The 15,211-nt window shown below is 55.3% G+C and carries 17 protein-coding genes; 8 read left to right on the top strand and 9 right to left on the bottom strand.

What is annotated here, in order from left to right; genetic code table 11:
* Positions 1-4: 4 nt before the first annotated feature.
* From tdcB to L462_RS07740, 7 genes are all read left to right on the top strand, one after another.
* On the top strand, positions 5-994 hold the full coding sequence (gene tdcB / locus L462_RS07710; RefSeq protein WP_032679736.1) for a bifunctional threonine ammonia-lyase/L-serine ammonia-lyase TdcB: 990 nt from the start codon (positions 5-7) through the stop codon (positions 992-994).
* Between the two features lie 10 nt (positions 995-1,004).
* On the top strand, positions 1,005-2,336 hold the full coding sequence (gene tdcC, locus L462_RS07715) for a threonine/serine transporter TdcC (protein ID WP_014171741.1): 1,332 nt from the start codon (positions 1,005-1,007) through the stop codon (positions 2,334-2,336).
* A 30-nt stretch (positions 2,337-2,366) separates the two neighbouring features.
* Positions 2,367-3,575, top strand: a complete 1,209-nt coding sequence (gene tdcD, locus L462_RS07720; protein ID WP_032679027.1) for a propionate kinase — start codon at positions 2,367-2,369, stop codon at positions 3,573-3,575.
* Between the two features lie 15 nt (positions 3,576-3,590).
* On the top strand, positions 3,591-5,885 hold the full coding sequence (pflB, locus tag L462_RS07725) for a formate C-acetyltransferase (protein WP_032679026.1): 2,295 nt from the start codon (positions 3,591-3,593) through the stop codon (positions 5,883-5,885).
* 151 nt (positions 5,886-6,036) lie between these two features.
* Entirely contained in the window at positions 6,037-6,447 is a 411-nt protein-coding gene (locus L462_RS07730) for a Spy/CpxP family protein refolding chaperone (RefSeq protein ID WP_014171738.1), read from the top strand.
* A gap of 262 nt (positions 6,448-6,709) precedes the next feature.
* Positions 6,710-8,041, top strand: coding sequence for an SLC5/6 family protein (locus L462_RS07735; RefSeq protein WP_032679025.1), 1,332 nt, complete (start codon positions 6,710-6,712; stop codon positions 8,039-8,041).
* Between the two features lie 20 nt (positions 8,042-8,061).
* Positions 8,062-9,363: an L-cysteine desulfidase family protein gene (locus tag L462_RS07740; RefSeq protein WP_032679024.1), complete on the top strand. Its 1,302-nt coding sequence runs from the start codon at positions 8,062-8,064 to the stop codon at positions 9,361-9,363.
* Between the two features lie 42 nt (positions 9,364-9,405).
* Here L462_RS07740 and L462_RS07745 read toward each other — a convergent pair whose 3' ends face one another.
* On the bottom strand, positions 9,406-10,107 hold the full coding sequence (locus tag L462_RS07745; RefSeq protein WP_020883572.1) for a pirin family protein: 702 nt from the start codon (positions 10,105-10,107) through the stop codon (positions 9,406-9,408).
* Positions 10,108-10,210: 103 nt separating this feature from the next.
* Here L462_RS07745 and L462_RS07750 point away from each other — a divergent pair, with 103 nt between their 5' ends.
* A complete protein-coding gene (locus L462_RS07750) occupies positions 10,211-11,113 on the top strand; it encodes a LysR family transcriptional regulator (RefSeq protein ID WP_014171734.1) in 903 nt (300 codons plus the stop codon).
* Positions 11,114-11,153: 40 nt separating this feature from the next.
* Here L462_RS07750 and L462_RS07755 read toward each other — a convergent pair whose 3' ends face one another.
* The 8 genes from L462_RS07755 to mzrA form a co-directional block, all read right to left on the bottom strand.
* Positions 11,154-11,519, bottom strand: a complete 366-nt coding sequence (locus L462_RS07755; protein WP_014171733.1) for a DUF805 domain-containing protein — start codon at positions 11,517-11,519, stop codon at positions 11,154-11,156.
* 106 nt (positions 11,520-11,625) lie between these two features.
* Positions 11,626-12,612 carry a glutathione S-transferase family protein gene (locus L462_RS07760; RefSeq protein WP_020883573.1) on the bottom strand — a complete coding sequence of 329 codons (987 nt, stop codon included), beginning with the start codon at positions 12,610-12,612 and terminating at the stop codon, positions 11,626-11,628.
* A gap of 72 nt (positions 12,613-12,684) precedes the next feature.
* Entirely contained in the window at positions 12,685-13,077 is a 393-nt protein-coding gene (locus tag L462_RS07765) for a DoxX family protein (protein WP_006178691.1), read from the bottom strand.
* 209 nt (positions 13,078-13,286) lie between these two features.
* Positions 13,287-13,583, bottom strand: coding sequence for a YqjK-like family protein (locus L462_RS07770; protein ID WP_020883574.1), 297 nt, complete (start codon positions 13,581-13,583; stop codon positions 13,287-13,289).
* Positions 13,580-13,978 carry a phage holin family protein gene (locus tag L462_RS07775; RefSeq protein WP_013098867.1) on the bottom strand — a complete coding sequence of 133 codons (399 nt, stop codon included), beginning with the start codon at positions 13,976-13,978 and terminating at the stop codon, positions 13,580-13,582. Before L462_RS07775 ends, L462_RS07770 begins: the two co-directional genes overlap by 4 nt.
* Position 13,979: 1 nt before the next feature.
* On the bottom strand, positions 13,980-14,285 hold the full coding sequence (locus L462_RS07780; protein WP_003862645.1) for an ElaB/YgaM/YqjD family protein: 306 nt from the start codon (positions 14,283-14,285) through the stop codon (positions 13,980-13,982).
* A 29-nt stretch (positions 14,286-14,314) separates the two neighbouring features.
* Positions 14,315-14,683, bottom strand: a complete 369-nt coding sequence (locus tag L462_RS07785) for a DUF1090 domain-containing protein (RefSeq protein WP_032679023.1) — start codon at positions 14,681-14,683, stop codon at positions 14,315-14,317.
* Between the two features lie 143 nt (positions 14,684-14,826).
* Positions 14,827-15,210: an EnvZ/OmpR regulon moderator MzrA gene (gene mzrA, locus L462_RS07790; RefSeq protein ID WP_020883575.1), complete on the bottom strand. Its 384-nt coding sequence runs from the start codon at positions 15,208-15,210 to the stop codon at positions 14,827-14,829.
* Position 15,211 lies beyond the last annotated feature (1 nt).

Raw genomic sequence — 15,211 nt, 5'->3', positions numbered from 1 at the left:
TATTATGCATATTACCTACGATCTCCCGGTGACCATTGAAGATATTCAGGACGCCAGAAAACGACTGGCAGGCAAAATATATAAAACCGGCATGCCGCGCTCAAATTATCTCAGCGAACGCTGTAAAGGTGAGATATTCCTGAAGTTTGAAAATATGCAGCGTACTGGCTCCTTCAAGATCCGCGGTGCGTTTAATAAATTAAGTTCGCTGACCGAAGCTGAAAAACGTAAAGGCGTGGTCGCCTGTTCTGCAGGCAACCACGCGCAGGGCGTGTCGCTCTCCTGTGCAATGCTCGGTATCGACGGCAAAGTGGTCATGCCGATGGGCGCGCCGAAATCTAAAGTCGCCGCCACCCGTGACTACTCGGCTGAAGTGGTGCTGCACGGCGAAAACTTCAACGACACCATCGCCAAAGTCAGCGAAATCGTGGAGCTGGAAGGGCGCATTTTTATCCCACCGTATGACGATCCGAAAGTGATTGCCGGCCAGGGCACCATTGGTCTGGAAATTCTCGAAGATTTGTATGATGTGGATAACGTGATTGTACCCATCGGCGGTGGCGGTTTAATTGCCGGAATTGCAACGGCCATTAAATCCATCAACCCGACCATTAATATTATCGGCGTGCAGTCTGAAAACGTACATGGAATGGCCGCATCGTATCAGGCAGGAGAAATCATTAACCACCGCGTTACCGGTACACTAGCCGACGGATGTGATGTGTCTCGCCCGGGTAAATTAACCTTCGAGATTGTTCGCGAATTAGTCGATGACATTGTGCTGGTCAGCGAAGACGATATTCGTAACAGCATGATTGCCCTCATTCAGCGAAATAAAGTGGTTACAGAAGGTGCTGGCGCACTGGCCTGTGCGGCGTTATTAAGCGGCAAGCTTGATCACTATATTCAGGGTCGTAAAACCGTTTGCATTATTTCCGGTGGCAATATCGATCTCTCCCGCGTATCCCAAATTACCGGCTTCGTTGACGCATAAAGGATGACCTATGAGCAACACAGAAAGCATTATCGTTGGCCAGACAAAAACGTCCTCCTGGCGTAAGTCTGATACCACCTGGACGCTTGGCCTGTTTGGAACCGCCATTGGCGCAGGTGTGCTGTTCTTCCCGATTCGCGCAGGCTTCGGCGGCTTGATTCCTATCCTGCTGATGCTGGTTCTCGCTTTCCCGATTGCGTTTTATTGCCACCGGGCGCTGGCACGCCTGTGTCTGTCCGGCAGTAACGTGTCTGGCAACATCACCGAAACGGTGGAAGAGCATTTTGGTAAGACCGGTGGGGTGGTGATTACGTTCCTCTACTTCTTCGCCATTTGCCCGCTGCTGTGGATTTACGGCGTCACCATTACGAACACCTTTATGACCTTCTGGGAAAACCAGCTCCAGCTGCCCGCGCTTAACCGCGGCGTGGTGGCGCTGTTCCTGCTGCTGCTGATGGCCTTTGTTATCTGGTTTGGTAAAGACCTGATGGTGAAGGTGATGAGCTTCCTGGTGTTCCCGTTTATCGCCAGCCTGGTGCTGATTTCCCTGTCGCTGATCCCTTACTGGAACTCGTCGGTGATTGACCAGGTCAATCTGAGTGATATTGCGTTTACCGGGCATGACGGCATTCTGGTGACGGTCTGGCTGGGGATCTCCATCATGGTCTTCTCCTTCAACTTCTCGCCCATCGTCTCCTCGTTTGTGGTCTCGAAACGTGAAGAGTACGAACCCGAGTTCGGTAAAGCGTTTACCGAGCAGAAATGTTCCAAAATCATCGGTCGCGCCAGCTTGCTGATGGTCGCGGTGGTGATGTTCTTCGCCTTTAGCTGTCTGTTCACGCTCTCGCCGCAGAACATGGCCGATGCCAAAGCGCAGAATATTCCCGTGCTTTCTTACCTGGCGAACCACTTTGCGACCATGTCAGGCACTAAATCAACGTTTGCTACGGTGCTGGAATACGGTGCCTCCATCATTGCGCTGGTCGCTATCTTCAAATCCTTCTTCGGCCACTATCTGGGCACGCTGGAAGGGCTGAACGGCCTGATCCTGAAGTTCGGTTATAAAGGCGATAAGAAGAAAGTCTCCGTGGGCAAACTGAACACCATCAGCATGGTATTCATCATGGGGTCGACCTGGGTCGTTGCCTATGCCAACCCGAACATTCTTGACCTTATCGAAGCCATGGGGGCGCCAATCATCGCCTCTCTGCTGTGCCTGTTGCCGATGTATGCCATTCGTAAAGCGCCGGCAATGGCGAAATATAAGGGCAGACCCGAGAACATCTTCGTCACGGTTGTGGGCCTGCTGACCATCCTGAACATCGTCTACAAACTGTTCTAAACCCTGGCTCAGGAAGAGCGGAGTAACACCATGATTGAGTTTCCGGTTGTATTGGTTATTAACTGCGGATCGTCCTCTGTTAAGTTTTCAGTACTCGATGCCAGCAGCTGTGATGCCCTGATGACGGGCATTGCAGACGGGATTAACACTGAAAAAGCCTTTATTTCCGTGAATGGGGGTGAGCCAGCCAGACTGGCTCACCATGACTACGAAGGGGCGCTGGCAGCCATCGCCCTGGAGCTGGAGAAGCGTGACCTGATGAGCAGCGTGGCCCTGATTGGCCATCGTATTGCGCACGGCGGCGACCTCTTCAGCGAGTCGACCCTTATCACGGAACAGGTTATTGAGCAGATCCGTCAGGTTTCCTCGCTGGCGCCGCTGCATAACTACGCCAACTTAAGCGGCGTCGAGGCAGCCGAACGCCTGTTTCCGGGCATACAGCAGGTGGCGGTGTTTGACACCAGCTTCCACCAGACGCTGGCCCCGCAGGCCTATCTGTACGGGCTGCCGTACCGCTATTTTGAAGAGCTTGGCGTGCGGCGCTATGGCTTCCACGGGACGTCCCACCGCTACGTTGCCGGGCAGGCGCATGCCTTGCTCGGGATTTCGCCTGAGGACAGCGGGCTGGTGATTGCCCATCTCGGCAACGGGGCATCCATCTGCGCGGTACGCAATGGTGAGAGCGTGGATACCTCCATGGGCATGACGCCGCTGGAAGGGCTGATCATGGGGACCCGCTGTGGCGACGTTGATTTCGGCGCCATGGCCTGGATAGCCCAACAGACCGGACAGTCATTTGAGGATCTGGAACGCGTCGTCAATAAAGAGTCCGGCCTGCTGGGGATCTCGGGAATATCCTCCGATCTGCGAGCCCTCGAAAAGGCCTGGCATGAGGGACATCAGCGGGCACAGCTGGCGATCCAGACCTTTGTTCACCGTATCGCACGGCATATTGCCGGGCACGCGGCGTCGTTACACCGCCTGGACGGTGTGGTGTTCACCGGCGGGATTGGTGAGAACTCCAGACTGATCCGCACGCTGGTGGCGGAACACCTGGCCGTCTTTGGCATCACCCTCGATGAAGCCAAAAATGCCCTGCCGGGCAGCGCAGGTGAGCGTGTGATCACCACCGATTCGTCCCGCGTGGCCTGCGCGGTGATCCCAACCAACGAAGAAAAAATGATCGCGCTGGATGCCCTCCGTCTTGGGAAGGTCACTCCGGCTGCGGCTTATGCCTGACAGAGCGAGAAATTCATGAAAGTAGCAATCGATACGCGCGTTGCCCCTTACAGCGACGCATGGGCCGGGTTTCGCGGTGAAGAATGGAAAGACACCGTCAACGTGCGCGATTTTATTCAGCATAACTATACCCCTTATGAAGGCGACGAAACTTTCCTCGCGCAGGCGACGCCAGCAACGACGGCGCTCTGGGAGAAGGTAATGGTGGGCATTCGTCAGGAGAATGCCACCCATGCGCCGGTGGATTTTGACACCAACATTGCCACCACCATCACGGCCCACGGACCGGGCTATATTGACCAGCAGCTGGAGACGATCGTCGGCCTGCAAACCGATAAGCCGCTCAAACGCGCGCTGCATCCGTACGGCGGGATCAATATGATCCGCAGTTCATTCGAAGCCTATGGCCGCGAGATGGATCCGCAGTTCGAATATCTCTTTACCGAACTGCGCAAAACCCATAATCAGGGTGTCTTTGACGTTTACTCCCCCGAGATGATGCGCTGTCGTAAATCAGGCGTGCTGACCGGGCTACCGGACGGCTACGGACGCGGGCGCATCATCGGCGATTACCGCCGCGTGGCGCTGTACGGCATCCGCTATCTGGTGCACGAGCGTGAGCGCCAGTTCGCGGATCTGCAGGGCAAACTCGAAAGGGGTGAAGATCTGGAGGCGACGATCCGCCTGCGTGAAGAGCTGGCGGAACACAAACGCGCACTGCTGCAGATCCAGCAGATGGCAGCGAACTATGGCTTCGATATTTCTCGCCCGGCGATGAATGCGCAGGAAGCGGTACAGTGGGTTTACTTTGCCTATCTGGCCGCGGTGAAATCCCAGAACGGCGGGGCGATGTCGCTGGGACGCACGGCCTCGTTCCTGGATATTTATCTCGAGCGCGATATGCAGGCGGGTCGCCTGAGTGAGATCCAGGCGCAGGAACTGATCGATCATTTCATCATGAAGATCCGCATGGTGCGCTTCCTGCGTACTCCGGAGTTCGACACGCTCTTCTCCGGCGATCCTGTCTGGGCCACCGAAGTGATTGGCGGAATGGGGCTGGATGGCCGCACGCTGGTCACCAAAAACAGCTTCCGTTACCTGCATACCCTGCACACGATGGGACCTGCACCGGAGCCAAACCTGACGATCCTGTGGTCCGAACAACTGCCCGTCGCATTCAAGAAGTACGCTGCACAGATGTCGATCGACACCTCGTCGCTGCAGTATGAGAACGACGACCTGATGCGCGTGGATTTCAACAGCGACGACTACGCCATTGCCTGCTGCGTCAGCCCGATGGTGATCGGCAAGCAAATGCAGTTCTTTGGCGCCCGCGCTAACCTGGCGAAAACGCTGCTGTATGCGATCAACGGCGGGGTGGATGAGAAGCTGAAGATCCAGGTCGGGCCGAAAACCGCGCCGCTGCTGGATGAGGTGCTGGATTACGACACCGTGATGGCGAGTCTGGATCACTTTATGGACTGGCTGGCGGTGCAGTACATTAGCGCGCTGAATCTCATCCATTACATGCACGATAAGTACAGCTACGAAGCCTCGCTGATGGCGCTGCACGACCGGGACGTTTACCGCACCATGGCCTGCGGTATCGCCGGGCTGTCGGTGGCGGCGGACTCGCTGTCCGCCATCAAATATGCCACGGTAAAACCCGTACGCGACCATACCGGCCTGGCGGTCGATTTTGTGATTGAAGGGGACTACCCGCAGTACGGTAACAATGATGACCGCGTGGACAGCATTGCCTGTGACCTGGTGGAACGCTTTATGAAGAAAATTCAGGCGCTGCCGACCTACCGCAACGCGGTGCCGACCCAGTCGATCCTGACCATTACGTCGAATGTGGTCTACGGTCAGAAGACCGGCAATACGCCGGACGGACGCCGCGGCGGTACGCCATTCGCACCGGGCGCGAACCCGATGCACGGACGAGACAGGAAAGGGGCGGTGGCCTCGTTAACCTCCGTCGCTAAGCTGCCCTTTACCTATGCGAAAGACGGGATCTCTTACACCTTCTCCATCGTGCCTCAGGCGCTGGGCAAGGATGAGAGAGTGCGCAAAACCAACCTTGTCGGGCTGCTGGACGGGTATTTCCACCACGAAGCGGCCATCGAGGGGGGACAGCACCTCAACGTTAACGTCATGAACCGGGAGATGCTGATGGAGGCGATTGAGCACCCGGAGAACTATCCCAACCTGACCATTCGCGTCTCAGGGTATGCGGTGCGCTTTAATGCGCTGACGCGCGAGCAGCAGCAGGACGTGATCTCAAGGACGTTTACCCAGGCACTGTGATCGTCGTCTGAAACAGGCCCCCTTTGGTTAAGGGGGCTTTTTTGTCCGCGGAACATACAAAAATGTTTATATAATTACTCACACATCTTCATCCGCTTCTGAAAAACAATGCGCCTGCTTTTTCCCTGAAACAGTATGTAAGGACAGTAAGATGATGAAAATGACCCGTATCACCCTGGTTGCTGCCTCGCTGGTGGCGTGCAGTTTTGCCGCACAGGCCGCTGACGTTGAAGCTGCCCCCTCTCCGGCGCAGGATCCGCTGGTGCAACACCTCAAGCTGAGCAACGATCAGATTAAGAAGATCGACGCGCTGCATCAGACGCTGGAACAAAATGTCAGCAAGATCCCGATGACCGGCGTGAAAGACGGTGCGCTGATCGAGATGTTCCAGACCGGGAAATGGGATGAAAGCACGGTGAAAAACCAGCTTGCCGCATTCAGCAAAATTGAAGAGCAGACCCGCTATTACCGCGTCAAATACTACTTTGATGTCAGCCAGGTTCTGACAGCGGAGCAGCGTAAACAGGTGAAAACCGATATGGCGAACGCGCTGGCTAACTGATGACACACCCGCGCATGTCGCGGGTTTTTTATTTCTTGATCGGCATCACTTTTAGAAAAACACATCGATTATTCATCATATCAGAGTATTTATTTCTCTCGCTTGCGAAAAGCCTTATAAATATTGTGACTTTTTTCTCCCGCTCTCCACGTATGATTTGTCCATTCCAATAACACACACCTGCAGCAGTCTGGCTCATTATCGCTGGTGGTCAGAATCCCATAAAAACAACTGGTTACCCTACAAAATAAGCGAGTGCCTTATGGATACGGCAACAAACAGCAGTGTGATTGTGAACGATTCACCCGCGGCAAAGCGGGCAGGGATGAGTGAAAGCGAGTGGCAGGAGGCCATTAAATTCGACAGCACCGATACGGGCTGGGTCATCATGAGTATCGGAATGGCCATCGGCGCGGGGATTGTTTTTCTCCCGGTACAGGTGGGGCTGATGGGACTGTGGGTGTTTCTGCTTTCGTCAGTGATTGGCTATCCGGCCATGTACCTGTTTCAGCGGCTGTTTATTAACACGCTGGCAGAATCGCCGGAGTGCAAAGATTATCCGAGCGTCATCAGCGGTTACCTCGGTAAGAACTGGGGCATCTTATTGGGTGCACTCTATTTCGTGATGCTGGTTATCTGGATGTTCGTCTACTCCACCGCCATCACCAACGACAGCGCCTCCTATTTACACACCTTCGGCGTGACGGAGGGGCTGCTCTCTGAAAATCCGTTCTACGGTCTGTTCCTGATCTGCATCCTGGTGGCGATCTCCTCCCGTGGCGAGAAATTGCTGTTTAAAGTCTCCAGCCTGATGGTGCTGACCAAGTTATTTGTGGTGGCGGCGCTCGGGTTGTCGATGATTGGCCTCTGGCATTTAGCCAACGTGGGCATGCTGCCACCCGTGGGGCTACTCATTAAAAACGCGATTATCACGTTGCCGTTTACCTTAACGTCGATTCTGTTTATTCAGACATTAAGCCCGATGGTGATCTCCTATCGTTCACGCGAAAAATCGGTTGAAGTGGCGCGCCATAAAGCGCTGCGGGCGATGAACATCGCCTTCGCGATCCTCTTCGTGACGGTCTTTTTCTACGCGGTCTCGTTCACCCTGGCAATGGGGCATGATGAGGCGGTCAAAGCCTACGAACAGAATATTTCCGCACTGGCAATTGCCGCGCAGTTTATCAGTGGCGACGGTGCCGGCTGGGTCAAAATTGTCAGCGTTATCCTGAATATTTTTGCCGTCATGACCGCGTTCTTCGGCGTGTACCTGGGCTTTCGTGAAGCGACGCAGGGCATTGTAATGAACATTCTGCGCCGCAAAATGCCGGCAGAGAAAATCAACGAAAACAGCGTACAGCGCGGCATCATGCTGTTTGCCATTCTGCTGGCATGGAGCGCGATTGTGTTAAACGCGCCGGTACTGAGCTTCACCTCTATTTGCAGCCCAATCTTCGGCATGGTGGGGTGTTTGATTCCGGCGTGGCTGGTCTACAAAGTGCCGGCGCTGCACAAATATAAAGGCGTGTCGCTGGTGATCATTATCATCACCGGTCTGCTGCTGTGTGTTTCTCCTTTCCTCGCGTTTTCTTAAGGGCAAACAAGGTCGTAACGATGTCAGAGCAAACTCAATCTTTATGGAATCAATTTATTCGGGCGGTGCAGGAGGAAGTTAAACCTGCACTGGGGTGTACCGAGCCGATCTCTCTGGCGCTGGCTTGTGCGATGGCCGCGGAGCTTCTGCCGGGTGACGTCACACAGATTGAGGCGTGGGTTTCACCGAATCTGATGAAAAATGGCCTTGGCGTGACGGTACCTGGCACCGGGATGGTCGGGTTGCCGATTGCGGCGGCACTGGGGGCCATTGGCGGCAACGCGCACGCCGGGCTGGAGGTACTGAAGGATGCCACTGCCGATGCGCTGGTGCGTGCCAAAGCGCTGCTGGACGCCGGACAGGTGCAGGTCAAGCTGCAGGAGCCGTGCGATGACATCCTCTACTCCCGCGCCTGCGTTCACGCCGGACAGGCCTCGGCGATGGTGACCATCGCCGGTGGGCATACGCGGGTGGTGGAGATTGTCTGTCAGGGCGAAACCCGCTTTACGCTTGATTCTCAACCCGATGAGAGGAATGACGACCCGCTGGCGGTACTTTCAAACGCCACGCTATCGCAGATCCTTGAGTTTGTGGAGCAGGTGCCGTTTGACGCGATCCGCTTTATCCTGGCTGCCGGACAATTAAATGATGCGCTCTCCCGTGAAGGTTTAAGCGGAAAATGGGGGCTGCACATTGGCGCGACGCTCAATAAGCAGCGCGCTCGCGGATGGATAGCGCAGGACCTGGGCTCGGATATTGTCATTCGCACCAGCGCGGCCTCGGACGCCCGAATGGGCGGGGCGACGCTGCCAGCAATGAGCAATTCCGGATCGGGCAACCAGGGGATCACGGCCACCATGCCGGTTGTGGTGGTGGCGGAACATGTCCAGGCGGATGATGAACGCCTTGCCCGGGCGCTGATGCTTTCACACCTTTCGGCTATTTATATCCACGCCCAGCTTCCGCGCCTGTCGGCGCTGTGTGCGGCTACCACGGCGGCGATGGGGGCGGCGGCAGGCATGGCCTGGCTGATGGGCGGAAGCTATCAGACGCTCTCAATGGCAATCAGCAGCATGATTGGCGATGTCAGCGGGATGATCTGCGATGGCGCGTCCAACAGCTGCGCCATGAAGGTCTCAACCAGCGTCGGCAGTGCCTGGAAAGCGGTGATGATGGCGCTGGATGATTCGGCTGTAACGGGCAATGAAGGGATTGTGGCGCACGATGTGGAGCAGTCGATCGCGAACCTGTGTTCGCTGGCGTGCCGCTCCATGCAGGCGACGGACCGGCAGATTATTGAGATTATGGCACGTAAAGTGTAACGGTTTCCTCTCTCCCCGCCGGGGAGAGAGGATTATCGGGTGTTAAACCGGTAAATCAATTAACAGCGCGCGCAGCGGCGAATCAGCAACCAGCGTGATATTCGCTTCGTCGCGAATAAACGCCCCGTCACCGCAGGTGAGCGCTTCTTTCTCTTCCGTATGCGTCACCGCATGCACCGTACCGTGAATCGATTGCAGATAGGCGCGCGGACCATGAAGCTGGAAGCTCGCCTGTTCCCCTTTCTTCAGTTCGATATGGTGCAGCCACACCTGCTGGCGCAACTGCAGGCTGCCTTGACTGCCGTCCGGGGAGGCCATCAACTGCTGCCTGTCGCCCGTCAAATCTAACTTCTGTACCAGCGGGTTTTCCCGCTCAGGGCAGGCATCCAGCCACAGCTGCATACGGGTCAGCGTTTTATCTTTGCTGAGGTTATGCTCGCTGTAACTGATGCCCGGCTGCGTGGAGATTAATAATGCTTCGCCGGCCTTCGCCTGGACATGATTGCCCTCGCTGTCGCGGTATTCTGCTTCGCCTTCCAGGATCAGGTTCAGGATATCGACTTTCGGGTACGTACGCGGCTGGAAGGACGCGCCTGGTGCAAGCACTTCCTGATTCAATACGCGCAATGAAGCGTAACCGAGCAGTTTAGGGTCAAAGTAGTGTCCAAAGGAAAAGGTGTAGCGGGCCTGCAGCCAACCGAAATCGGCTTGTCCGCACTGTTTAGCTGTTCTTGTCGTAATCATAAACTTGACCTCTCTTTACACTAAACAATGGTAAAGGTATGGACGCTTCATTGTTAGCCAGATATTCTGCCCGGTATGTTCAAATTTCCTGAATGAGAACGAGATGGCTAAAGAGAGAGCATTGACGCTTGAGGCGCTTCGCGTCATGGACGCAATTGATCGGCGTGGCAGTTTTGCCGCGGCGGCAGATGAACTGGGGCGCGTTCCGTCTGCGCTCAGCTATACCATGCAGAAGCTGGAGGAAGAGCTGGACGTGGTGCTCTTTGACCGCTCCGGTCATCGAACAAAATTCACTAACGTTGGACGGATGCTGCTGGAGCGTGGTCGCGTCCTGCTGGAAGCGGCGGACAAGCTGACGACGGACGCCGAAGCGCTGGCGCGCGGCTGGGAAACCCATCTGACGCTGGTGACGGAAGCGCTGGTGCCCACCGAGGCGCTGTTCCCGCTGGTGAACCGGCTGGCCGATAAAGCAAACACCCAGTTATCGATCATCACCGAGGTGCTGGCCGGGGCCTGGGAGCGACTGGAGACGGGCAGGGCGGATATCGTCATTGCCCCGGATATGCACTTCCGTTCCTCATCTGAAATCAACTCCCGCAAACTCTACAGCGTGATGAACGTCTATGTCGCCGCACCGGATCACCCGATTCACCAGGAGCCGGAGCCGCTCTCGGAAGTGACGCGGGTGAAATACCGCGGGGTCGCGGTCGCAGACACCGCACGCGAGCGTCCGGTGTTAACGGTGCAGTTGCTGGATAAACAACCTCGTCTGACCGTCACATCGCTTGAAGACAAACGTCAGGCGTTGCTGGCGGGCCTGGGCGTGGCAACAATGCCGTATCCGTTTGTCGAAAAAGATATTGCAGAAGGGCGGCTACGCGTGGTCAGCCCGGAGTACACCAGCGAAGTGGACATCATTATGGCGTGGCGGCGCGACAGCATGGGTGAGGCCAAATCGTGGTGCCTGCGCGAAATACCTAAGCTCTTTGCCCATCACAACAAATAAAGAATCGAGCCCGGTACGCGAAACGCCACCGGGCTTTGTTTTATGCGTTGAGTTTTGGATCGGGCCCGAAGCGGTTTTCGCCCGGCGTGCCGGCCTGGCAGTTGAAGACCAGAATGACCAGCCAGCCCACAATCGGGATCAGCAGCAACAGTAACCACCAGGCTGAACGATCGGTATCGTGTAGCCGTCGGAACAGTACGGCCCATGAGGGAAGCAGGACCAGCAGGCCGTAAATCGTGGTGAGAACACCTTCACCGCCGGCTCGTTCCCAGCCAAGAATTTTATCGATAATGCCCAGCACCATGATGAGGATGAAGTTCACCAGAACGAACATCCAGTACTCTTTACGGCGAGCGCGGCCACCAAATCCAATGTAGTTGCGCAGTACTTTTAAATACCAGTCCATTTTCCTTGCCTCATTAGTCAGTCAATCACTTGTTTTTTAAGCGATCGAGGTAAGGATAGATGGAGATTATGAATTAAAAAAGGGCATCAATTGATGCCCTTGATATTTATCCGAAACGCACGTCGCGACCGTGCGGTTCATCCAGGTCCTGCCACGGACCCACCGAGATAATACCCGTCGGGTTGATGGTCTTATGGCTGCGGAAATAGTGGGTGCGGATATGGTTGAAATCGACCGTTTCAGCAATGCCCGGCATCTGATAAATATCGCGCAGGAAACCGTACAGGTTCAGGTAATCGCTGATGCGGTGTTTATCACACTTGAAGTGGGTGACATAAACAGGATCAAAGCGAACCAGCGTTGTCCACAGACGAATGTCTGCTTCCGTCAGGCGGTCGCCCGTCAGGTAGCGATGCTGACCGAGGATCTGCTCAAGACGCTCCAGCGATTCAAATACTTTTCCCACCGCGTCGTCATACGCTTCCTGGCTGGTGGCAAAGCCGGCCTTGTAGACACCGTTATTCACGTTGTCGTAAATCCAGCTGTTCAGCTCATCAATCTTATCGCGCAGCTCAACCGGATAGTAATCCCCGGCGCGGGCCCCGTGGGCATCAAACGCGGTGTTGAACATGCGGATGATCTCTGCGGACTCATTGCTGACAATGGTCTGGTTTTTCTTGTCCCACAGCACGGGTACGGTCACGCGTCCGGTGTAGTGCGGATCGGCGCGCAGATAGAGCTGGTAGAGAAAATCGTGGTGGTAGAGGTCATCACCGGTGGCGGCCGGGAAATCACTGTCAAACGTCCAGCCGTTTTCCAGCATCAGGGGGTTGACCACCGAAACCGGAATTAAGGATTCGAGTCCTTTCAGCTTGCGCACAATCAGCGTGCGGTGCGCCCACGGGCAGGCCAGAGAAACATAGAGATGATAACGGTCTTTCTCAGCCGCAAAGCCGCCTTCGCCGCTTGGGCCCGGTGCGCCATCGGCGGTTAGCCAGTTACGGAAGGCCGAAACAGAGCGCTTGAAGCGTCCCCCGGTGGATTTGGTGTCATACCAGACATCCTGCCAGACGCCGTCTACGAGTTGTCCCATTTTTTACTCCTCCGTCAATAAGCAAAAGCGAGGAGATATCTCCTCGCTTTGTGTTCATTCAGTATAGCGTGCTTACCACTTCTTATTCAGAACGCGGTCGATGCTGTATGCGCCAGGGCCAGTGATGGCCAGCAGCAGGAAGCCACCCGCGATGGTCAGGTTTTTCATGAACATAAGAGAGTTCACGCCTTCCGCAAAGTTGCTGTGGAAGATGAACGCCGTCAGCAGGGTGAAGCCTGCGGTAAACAGTGCCGTGGTGCGGGTCAGGAAGCCGAACAGTACCGCCAGGCCGCCGCCGAACTCAAGGAGAATAGTCAGTGGCAGCAGGAACCCGGGAACACCCATGGCTTCCATGTATTGCTGCGTGCCCGCATAACCGGTGATTTTGCCCCAGCCTGCGGTGATAAACAGAACCGGCATCAGAATACGCGCTACCAGAACACCAACATCTTCTAATTTTTTCATTTTACTCTCCAGGAAACCACATCAGCGGCTGAACTTTATTTGTGTGCAAATTCGGGTAGATACCGCGTCTTTGCTGTCGATGGAGAGGAGTGTAAACGGGGCAGATGGGAATTGTTAGCAAGGAAAACTGTCAATCTTCTTCAAAGATATTGAGTAACGGGGAAGGGGGAAAGTGTGCCGGGTAAGCGAAACGCTACCCGGCATAAGAACTAACGCAGCTGTTGTTGACGAATCGTCGCTTTCACCAGACGCCAGGCGCTCCAGGCACCAAAGCCGCGGCGGGCCCAGCGGATCAGCATATTTGGATGACGAACCGTCCAGATAGCCATCACGCTGCTTCCGACCAGCGCCCATGAGCGCAGGCTCAGGAAGGTATTCCAGCCCCGGTCAAAACGACGCGTCGCGTCAACCCAGTCGCGACGACTGGCAGACAAATCCAGCCGTTGCTGCTGGATCTGACTGAGCAGGAATGCTTTTCGCTTCTGACGTTCGGCTTTATCGCTCACGGCTTGTCATCCTCCAGCAGGGCGCGATCGTTGGCCAGTTCCTGGCGCGTATGGCGCAGGAAAGTGGATTTGCGTGCTTTACGCATCGTCCATATGCCGCCAATCAATGCCGCAACCAGCAGAACAACGGTGGTGGCAATCATCGCGTTGAGTCGATATTGCGGGTCAATGGCCCAGATGATTAACACCATCAGGCTCATCAGACCAAACGCGGCGAAGAGCATGGTAAGCCCGAGCATCAGCAGCATCTGGAAAAGGTTCGCTTTCTCCTCTTCCAGTTCAACCACTGCCAGTCGGACGCGCGTTTCGGCAATCCCGACCAGCGTCGTCAGAATACGCTGGCCGATGCCGAGGACGTTGTTAGCAGGCCCTTGTGCGTGACGAGGATCTTCCATATTAACGACGCGTCAGCAGGACACCCAGTACCACACCTACCGCGGCACCAATCCCTACACCCGTCCACGGATTATCGCGAACATATTCGTCCGCGCGAGCTGCCGCTTCGCGGGTCTGTTTCGCCAGTGCATCACCGGTTTCACCCAGGCGATAACGGCTCTCTTTCAGCGCCTGCTCAGCTTTGCTGCGCAGTTTGCTGACCTCTTCTTTTGACTTATCTGCAGAGGAGTTCAGCACCTCTTCCAGGGTATCGGCCAGGGATTTCAGTTCAGCGCGCAGATTTTCAGACGTCGTATCTTTTGACATGATTCTCTCCTGTTGAGATTTCCGTTAACTCAATAATCGCGAGCTTCCAGCGCTTTCAGGTCGTCCTGCGCTTCTTTCAACTTCTTCTCGCGCTTAGCAATTTTTTCCGCATCCCCTTTCTCTTTCGCTTCCTGCAGGTCGTGACGGCGCTCGGCTATCTCGTCCTTCTGTTCAGCGATTTTTTTCTGGTGATCGGCACGTAGCTTGCTGTCAGAACAGTTCGCTTTCACTTCGATCAGCGCTTTTTTGAGACCCTCAACACGATGCTGATTGTTATGCTTTTCGGCATAACTGATCTCACGCTGAATATCCTGTTCTTTCTCCTGACAGAGAGAGTTGGCGAAGGACGCTGTGCTTAAAGAAAAAAGGGCCAGAGCCAGAGTAATGCGGAATTTCATTATCGAAACCTTCCATTGTGTTGCGGCGTGAGCCGCTATCCAGAGTCAAGCGGAGTACATACATGGGGTGCTCCGCGTACTTAAGCATAGTAAGTAAACGGGGGATTCACCAAAGTGAGTGAAAAGATTCGGAATCCTGGTAATTATCCAAATCTATGCGACGAATCGCGAATCAGTGACAGCCAGGCTGCAGGCTGGTTGTCATCTTCCTGCTGGGCAATGATATAACCGTGCGGCAGCGTACGGTCGAGCACCACTTTCGCGGCGGCACTCTGCGCACGGGAATCAAACTTAATCAGTAAAACATCGTCCTGCGGAGTGATGCTCTTAAAGCGGATGCCGTTGGCATCAAGATGATGCCACACCGAAAAACCGTCAGGCACGCTGACACCCTGACTCACCGGGCGAATGGCCAGCGTCGATTCCTGATGCGAAAGCGTCGTCCAGGCCAGGAACATGAGGCTGAGCAACCCCAGGGCAATCATGGCCACGGCAAAACGGCGCACGGCAAGCGGTGAGATAACCATC

It is taken from the genome of Enterobacter sp. BIDMC 26 (assembly GCF_000534435.1).
In the GTDB taxonomy this organism is placed as follows: Bacteria; Pseudomonadota; Gammaproteobacteria; order Enterobacterales; family Enterobacteriaceae; genus Enterobacter; species Enterobacter ludwigii.
Note: the sequence above shows the minus strand (reverse complement) of the source record. Positions and strands in the feature narration are given on the sequence as shown.

What these genes read in the sequence shown, in the direction of transcription:
- tdcB (WP_032679736.1), top strand. Translation starts at nt 5, where the DNA reads ATGCATATTACCTACGATCTCCCGGTGACCATTGAAGATATTCAGGAC.
- tdcC (WP_014171741.1), top strand. Translation starts at nt 1,005, where the DNA reads ATGAGCAACACAGAAAGCATTATCGTTGGCCAGACAAAAACGTCCTCC.
- tdcD (WP_032679027.1), top strand. Translation starts at nt 2,367, where the DNA reads ATGATTGAGTTTCCGGTTGTATTGGTTATTAACTGCGGATCGTCCTCT.
- pflB (WP_032679026.1), top strand. Translation starts at nt 3,591, where the DNA reads ATGAAAGTAGCAATCGATACGCGCGTTGCCCCTTACAGCGACGCATGG.
- L462_RS07730 (WP_014171738.1), top strand. Translation starts at nt 6,037, where the DNA reads ATGATGAAAATGACCCGTATCACCCTGGTTGCTGCCTCGCTGGTGGCG.
- L462_RS07735 (WP_032679025.1), top strand. Translation starts at nt 6,710, where the DNA reads ATGGATACGGCAACAAACAGCAGTGTGATTGTGAACGATTCACCCGCG.
- L462_RS07740 (WP_032679024.1), top strand. Translation starts at nt 8,062, where the DNA reads ATGTCAGAGCAAACTCAATCTTTATGGAATCAATTTATTCGGGCGGTG.
- L462_RS07745 (WP_020883572.1), bottom strand. Translation starts at nt 10,107, where the DNA reads ATGATTACGACAAGAACAGCTAAACAGTGCGGACAAGCCGATTTCGGT.
- L462_RS07750 (WP_014171734.1), top strand. Translation starts at nt 10,211, where the DNA reads ATGGCTAAAGAGAGAGCATTGACGCTTGAGGCGCTTCGCGTCATGGAC.
- L462_RS07755 (WP_014171733.1), bottom strand. Translation starts at nt 11,519, where the DNA reads ATGGACTGGTATTTAAAAGTACTGCGCAACTACATTGGATTTGGTGGC.
- L462_RS07760 (WP_020883573.1), bottom strand. Translation starts at nt 12,612, where the DNA reads ATGGGACAACTCGTAGACGGCGTCTGGCAGGATGTCTGGTATGACACC.
- L462_RS07765 (WP_006178691.1), bottom strand. Translation starts at nt 13,077, where the DNA reads ATGAAAAAATTAGAAGATGTTGGTGTTCTGGTAGCGCGTATTCTGATG.
- L462_RS07775 (WP_013098867.1), bottom strand. Translation starts at nt 13,978, where the DNA reads ATGGAAGATCCTCGTCACGCACAAGGGCCTGCTAACAACGTCCTCGGC.
- L462_RS07780 (WP_003862645.1), bottom strand. Translation starts at nt 14,285, where the DNA reads ATGTCAAAAGATACGACGTCTGAAAATCTGCGCGCTGAACTGAAATCC.
- L462_RS07785 (WP_032679023.1), bottom strand. Translation starts at nt 14,683, where the DNA reads ATGAAATTCCGCATTACTCTGGCTCTGGCCCTTTTTTCTTTAAGCACA.
- mzrA (WP_020883575.1), bottom strand. Translation starts at nt 15,210, where the DNA reads ATGGTTATCTCACCGCTTGCCGTGCGCCGTTTTGCCGTGGCCATGATT.